The sequence below is a fragment of the Candidatus Arsenophonus triatominarum genome, assembly GCF_001640365.1.
Taxonomy (GTDB): domain Bacteria; phylum Pseudomonadota; class Gammaproteobacteria; order Enterobacterales; family Enterobacteriaceae; genus Arsenophonus; species Arsenophonus triatominarum.
Map to the genome: position 1 here is coordinate 1 of NZ_LWMI01000020.1, position 5,762 is coordinate 5,762.

7 protein-coding genes and 3 pseudogenes are annotated in these 5,762 nt (G+C 41.8%); all 10 read left to right on the forward strand.

Annotation, left to right across the window (positions count from 1 at the left end; translation table 11 throughout):
- Nucleotides 1-149: HP1 family phage holin (locus AYJ55_RS27075; RefSeq protein WP_187153326.1), on the forward strand; the 149-nt coding region annotated here is incomplete at its 5' end.
- Nucleotides 109-594, forward strand: a complete 486-nt coding sequence (locus AYJ55_RS18935) for a lysozyme (RefSeq protein WP_063657599.1) — start codon at nt 109-111, stop codon at nt 592-594. The genes AYJ55_RS27075 and AYJ55_RS18935, both read left to right, overlap by 41 nt.
- Nucleotides 561-1,010, forward strand: a complete 450-nt coding sequence (locus AYJ55_RS18940; RefSeq protein ID WP_063657600.1) for a lysis protein — start codon at nt 561-563, stop codon at nt 1,008-1,010. The genes AYJ55_RS18935 and AYJ55_RS18940 overlap by 34 nt, the downstream gene beginning before the upstream one ends.
- A gap of 170 nt (nt 1,011-1,180) precedes the next feature.
- Nucleotides 1,181-1,752, forward strand: a pseudogene (locus AYJ55_RS18945) (Rha family transcriptional regulator).
- On the forward strand, nt 1,749-1,889 hold the full coding sequence (locus tag AYJ55_RS29800; protein WP_245677454.1) for a hypothetical protein: 141 nt from the start codon (nt 1,749-1,751) through the stop codon (nt 1,887-1,889). The pseudogene AYJ55_RS18945 and the gene AYJ55_RS29800 overlap by 4 nt, the downstream one beginning before the upstream one ends.
- Nucleotides 1,890-1,916: 27 nt before the next feature.
- Entirely contained in the window at nt 1,917-2,153 is a 237-nt protein-coding gene (locus AYJ55_RS18950) for a hypothetical protein (protein ID WP_063657601.1), read from the forward strand.
- 191 nt (nt 2,154-2,344) lie between these two features.
- A complete protein-coding gene (locus AYJ55_RS18955) occupies nt 2,345-2,860 on the forward strand; it encodes a site-specific integrase (protein WP_063657602.1) in 516 nt (171 codons plus the stop codon).
- A gap of 342 nt (nt 2,861-3,202) precedes the next feature.
- On the forward strand, nt 3,203-3,694 hold the full coding sequence (locus AYJ55_RS18960; protein ID WP_063657603.1) for a hypothetical protein: 492 nt from the start codon (nt 3,203-3,205) through the stop codon (nt 3,692-3,694).
- Nucleotides 3,695-3,965: 271 nt separating this feature from the next.
- Nucleotides 3,966-5,571, forward strand: a pseudogene (locus AYJ55_RS18965) (terminase large subunit).
- A pseudogene (locus tag AYJ55_RS18970) lies at nt 5,571-5,762 on the forward strand (DUF1073 domain-containing protein); the annotation flags it as partial. The pseudogenes AYJ55_RS18965 and AYJ55_RS18970, both read left to right, overlap by 1 nt.

Here is a 5,762-nt window from a genome sequence, read left to right on the forward strand (position 1 = left end):
TTTACCTTGAGCAGTGGGTAGCTGTGATGGGTATTGTCTGCACGATAGGGACATTTTTTATCAACGTGTACTACCGCAAAAAGGAGTACAGACTCAAGGAACGTCAGTATGAAGATACCGAAAAAAATATTGATGGCAACGGGCGGTAGTGCGTTGTTTTTAGCCTCAACGATGATAACGCATTTTGAAGGATTAAAATTTAAACCTTACTTCGATGGAGGTGGTGTACTCTCTGTTTGTTATGGTCATACAGGCAAGGATATTGTGCGTAACCGGATGTACACGCAAGAAGACTGCGATAAGTGGCTTAATGACGATTTAAAAGCCGTTAAACGTTATGTTGACCCGTTGATTAAGGTCAATATCAACACGCTAACACAGGCAGCCCTTTACTCATTTGCTTATAACGTGGGCGTGGGTAATTTTGCCAAATCGACCTTGCTCAAAAAGCTCAACAACAATGACCGAAAAGGGGCATGTGATGAGATGAAGCGGTGGGTTTATGTGAAAGGCGAAGTCTGGAAAGGGCTAATTACCCGTCGGGAAATTGAGAGCGTAATATGTTATGGCGACCTTACTCATTTATCGGAGTGATTATTGCAGGGTTAATTCTCTCACTTATTTTTATCAACTCCCGTTATCAAACCATCAGGCAAAACTACCAAACATTAAAACAGCAATATCGCGCACAAATTGAAGCCGTGAAATTACAGCAGCAAAAGATTGATTCTTTGCACCAACTCGATATTCAACACACGGAGAAATTAAATAATGCCAAAGCTGAAATTGCTAAGCTCAATGATGCTGTTCGTGCTGGCACTAAGCAGTTGCACGTCAATGCCGTGTGTCCAATACCCAAAACCGCTACCACCCAGAGCCGACATAATGAAGCCACCCCACAACTTAGTAAGGCAGCTCGAGAAGATTATTTCCGTCTCAGAGCGATGATAGCTGAGAACGAAAAGCAGACGGAATATCTACAGCAGTACATCAAAACACAGTGTCACTGAATCGGTCATTGGCACGTTCAAATCTTAACAATCTCAGCGCCACGCACGCGCATCAATAAAACACAGAACCTTATAGAAAGTCGAGCCTGAAGAACGCCGTTTAAAATGGTGCTTTTCTGTGGGCGGCTGTTCTGTGCGCGCAGGTTCGATTTTCTATAAGGAAAAGTACGATGAAATTAGTAACAACTAAAAATGACAATTTTTTAGTAACAGAAATGCCAACAATGACCAGTCTGGAAATGGTGGACTATATTAATGCGGAGCGGAAATCAAAAGCGGAAGCAGAGAGATTAACGTTTCCTTGCAAAAAATATCGCAAGTTACAGCACAATAATTTTATGGCAAAAGTACCCAAAGTTCTTGGAGAAACATCTGCTAAATTTTTAGCTGATGATATTTTCACCACTGGAAACGGTGCCCAGTCTATTCGAAAAATTTACCGATTTCCAAAACGTGAAGCCTGTCTAATGGCAATGAGTTACAGCTATGAGTTACAGGCTAAAATCTATGACTACATGACGGAGTTGGAAGAAAATAAAGGATTAGCTTTTACTATTGAGCAATTACAAAATATTGTTGCTACAGCCAGAAAAGAGTCTGATAAAGACTCTTCGGATGCTGGTCGTCGATTACGTAAGCGTCAAGATGATTTACCATTCTTAAAAAAGCTGAAAAAACAGTAATGGAGTTATCTCAAATCCCCCTTGATTTAATTGGTGGAAGCATGAGGTTAGAAGGATGACTCCTGAGCAATTCATCGAAGCCAATGTTAAGGCCGAGTTAATCAAGCTGGGCTTTTCTACCTCTGTCGCCAGCTTAGCCACCCGTGAAGCCATCCGCTATTATCGCAACAGCCAGCTAGTAGAAGAGGCAAGATGATAGAAGATTGTCTTAATCAAGCAAAAATTGTGGCAGGTTAACAACAAAGCGATAATCGCAAATGAGTTTCAATTAAACAAGTCAAAACTCGCCATGATAGCGAGGGTTTTCGTGTGCATTACGAAAATCCAGCAGGACGATTTCATAAAAGCTTTAAAACGCGGGAAGCTGCTTGCCATTTCTTTTCTGAGCGAATCTGAGCGATTTTTGGCGATGATGGCAAAAGAAAAAGAGCAATGCGAGATTGGCATCTTCGCAAGTTGATTCAGTTTTATGTGGGGAAAAAGGTCTTTCAGTGTGAAACGGGGCATTTACGGCAAAGTTCGCTCGATACGATTAAACATGCCTTGTTTTCGATTGACGAAAACGTTGCAAGCAAAAATGGCGTTGAATATTCGCCCGAGTGAATTTAACGGTTACCGGAAAATACGCTTAAACATCTGCATTCTGCCTATTTGCTGCTGAAGCAATGCGAAAATGTTGGTGTCAGTCCAATTCCAAAATTGAAAAGAAAAGGGGAAAAGCCTATTTTCATTCCGGCGTTTGAGAATGTGGATAGGATGATTGAAGAAGCGCCCGTCAGAGAAAAGATTGCCTTCATCTTGGCATCGGTGATTGGGCTTCGGATAAGCGAAATATTGGCATTGGATTATAGCGATATTCAAGGGGAATATTTGAATATCTCAAAACATGTAACACGAAACGGTGTTATTGAAGGCTTAAAAGCTGACGTTCAGCGATTGTTACCGATGCCAAAAGGGTTATTGTCGCTATTGGATAAAAACAAGTTTGGGTTACATGAACCATTAATTGTCAGTCAATCAGTGAAAAGACTGTCGTTAAATTACAGTACGACAGGAATTGTTAAGGAATTACTGGAAAAATTCAGGATTGGGAAATTTCATAACTTACGGCATTTTGCAGCGGTACGTCTTATCAAAAAACGGAATGATACTTCATGTTATTTCTAAAATGCTGGGTCATAAAAACATTGAGAACCACCTCAAATATTTACGGTCGATTTTCAGGGTCAATTTTTGAGTTAAATTTTTAACATTTGCGTTCATTTTTTAATCATTAAGGTAAATGGGGTTAAAACCTTAATTGCTTTACATCAAAGGGATTCAGGTAAAAAATTACAGAATAGCCAAAAACGCATAATTCCGCAGTCATACTTCCGCATTTTGAAAAATTGGAAAACCTAATAATAACAACGCATGAAGAGGGATTTTTTCGCATACTTCCGCAAAATAAGTCCGCACCCAAAATGGCTAATTTTACGAATGTTGCACAAAGGTTAAAAAGAGGTTGTCATGTCAGGGAAAGCTAAATATAAAAAAGCGTATATTGATGACGTGATCAACCTGTCTTTGGTGAAAGGCAAAGTATCAAATCATTTCATTGCAAAATGGCTGCATGTGGATGAAAAAACGATTAGAAATTGGCGAAAGGATTATTACGAATTTGATCATGCTTTTCATCATGCGGCCGACATTTTGAAAAAAGAGCTAGCAGAAACAGCAAGGCAAAACACCAAAATCCGAAAACGCAAAATTATTAAAACCACGGCAGACGGCGAAACGACAACGATAGAAGAAGTATTGCCTAGTCACAATGATATTGCCGTTTACAAAAAGATGGGGATCAATGAAGTCTTCTTTAACGATGAAAAAGCATCAACAAAAAGAATACTTAAGATCGATACTCGAGCGAAAAAAATCAGCCGAAATCACTTCACTAGAGGCCGCGCAATTTTTAGAGATAGAAGGCATTCCTATACCAACTACCTTATTACTGGAAATTAAGCAATTGCAAGGTAGCCCTATACCAGAAGATATACTACCGCAAAATGCAATTACTCGAGAAATGACTTTAGAAGAGGCCGCAGAAGCGTACCAAAAACTGATGGGGTAAAGGGTTAAAATCGCTTACTTATTTATGTTATAAATGATATTAAATTTAAATATTTATTTAATATCAATTGATTATATGAGTTTAACCCCATTTTTTGTATTTTTATGTACACGTTTATGTGCAAAATATTTTTTTGAGTCGCTTTTTTCCGGACAAATTCCTATGCCGTTACCTTTTCCTTTTGACTTTAAAAAACCAGATTATTTTAAGGTATTTGAGTGGCGCGATGAGCGTCTACAACGGTTACGCCAGCAGCCGGAAAGTTTTAAACGATTAACCCGATTTTATAAGGATAATCCCGCGCAGTTTATTATTGACTGGGCATGACGACAGACCCACGAAATGTCGATTACGGGTTACCGGTGACTATTCCTTTTTTGCTGTTCCCGAAACAGGAAGCATGGATTGACTGGATAATGACACGCTGGAAAGGACGTGAAAACGGTATTACCGAAAAAAGCCGCGAAATGGGCTTAAGCTGGACGTCAATTGCACTCGCATGCGCTTTATGTCTCTTTAATAAAGAGATGGTAATTGGCTTTGGCTCCCGCAAAGAAGAGTATGTTGACAGCACCGGTGACCCGAAAGCGTTGTTCTGGAAAGCCCGTAAGTTTATTGAAACTTTACCGCAAGAGTTTCGGGGAGGCTGGGTAGCGAAAAAACACGCGCCTTATATGCGGGTCAATTTTCCAAACACCGGCGCCATTATCAAGGGTGAAGCGGGGGACAATATTGGACGGGGTGACCGGACGACACTCTATTTCGTCGACGAAGCCGCCTTTTTGCCTCGTCCGCTATTGATTGATGCTGCCCTATCGCAAACTACCCGCTGCCGCATTGACTTAAGTTCGGTTAATGGGATGGACAATCCTTTTGCCCAAAAACGCCACAGTGGACGTATTCCGGTGTTTACCTTTCACTGGCGCAATGACCCCCGTAAAGATGAACAATGGTACGAAAAAGAGTGCCTGAAAATCGATAATCCGGTCATTGTGGCGCAGGAACTGGATTTGAACTATCAGGCGTCTGTTGAAGGTATCTTAATTCCCGCCGAATGGGTACAGGCGGCCATTGATGCCCATATCAAACTGGGGTTTTTGACAACGGGGGCTAAACGACTCGGTTTTGACGTTGCAGATGAGGGCGATGACAGCAACGCCCTCACGTTTGTACACGGATCGGTTGTCACGGATTGCCAGCAGTGGAGTAAAGGCGACGTGATCAGCTCAGCAAACCGAGTCAAAAACTATGCTGAGGAAGTCCATGCCGATGAAATCATCTATGACTCCATCGGGGTAGGGGCAGGGTGAAAGCGCATCTACGACGGACATGTCATATCACCGCAACCGGATTCAACGCGGGTGGGGCTGTCTTTAAACCTGACGCAAAATATGTGGCGGGAAAAACCAATAAAGATATGTTCGCGAATATTAAGGCGCAAGCCTGGTGGGGCGTCCGAGACCGTTTTTTTAATACCTGGCGGTGTATCATGCATTTGGAAAAATATCCGGATGACAAACGTTTCATCAATCAATTTACCGATGGCCTGTTAATCAGTCTCAGTTCAGGCATAAAAGAACTTGACGTACTGAAAGCTGAATTATCCCGTCCTCGGGTGGATTACGACAACAATGGACGGGTGAAAGTCGAGAGCAAAAAAGACATGAAAAAACGGGGCATCGCTTCACCCAACATGGCCGATTCATTAATTATGGCTTTTTCCCCCGTTCCTAAACCGTTTCACATTCCCGACGAGGCATTTTTCTAATGAACAAAAGAAACAGGAAAAAGGACGTTAAGCCTGAAAGGAAAAAGCTATTTTCCATCTCTGATATCGATATGTATCCGGTCAGTGAGCAGCCAGTCTACGAATTCAAACCCTATGCCCCTCCCGCAGGCGTGATACCCGAAGCAAAGAGAGCGGACGCGCTGGCGAATGATGCCACCCCGTATGAAACC

Bases quoted from the DNA above. Each gene is read 5' to 3' on its own strand.
- AYJ55_RS29800 (WP_245677454.1), top strand. From the start codon at position 1,749: ATGACTCCTGAGCAATTCATCGAAGCCAATGTTAAGGCCGAGTTAATC.
- AYJ55_RS18960 (WP_063657603.1), top strand. From the start codon at position 3,203: ATGTCAGGGAAAGCTAAATATAAAAAAGCGTATATTGATGACGTGATC.
- AYJ55_RS18935 (WP_063657599.1), top strand. From the start codon at position 109: ATGAAGATACCGAAAAAAATATTGATGGCAACGGGCGGTAGTGCGTTG.
- AYJ55_RS18940 (WP_063657600.1), top strand. From the start codon at position 561: ATGTTATGGCGACCTTACTCATTTATCGGAGTGATTATTGCAGGGTTA.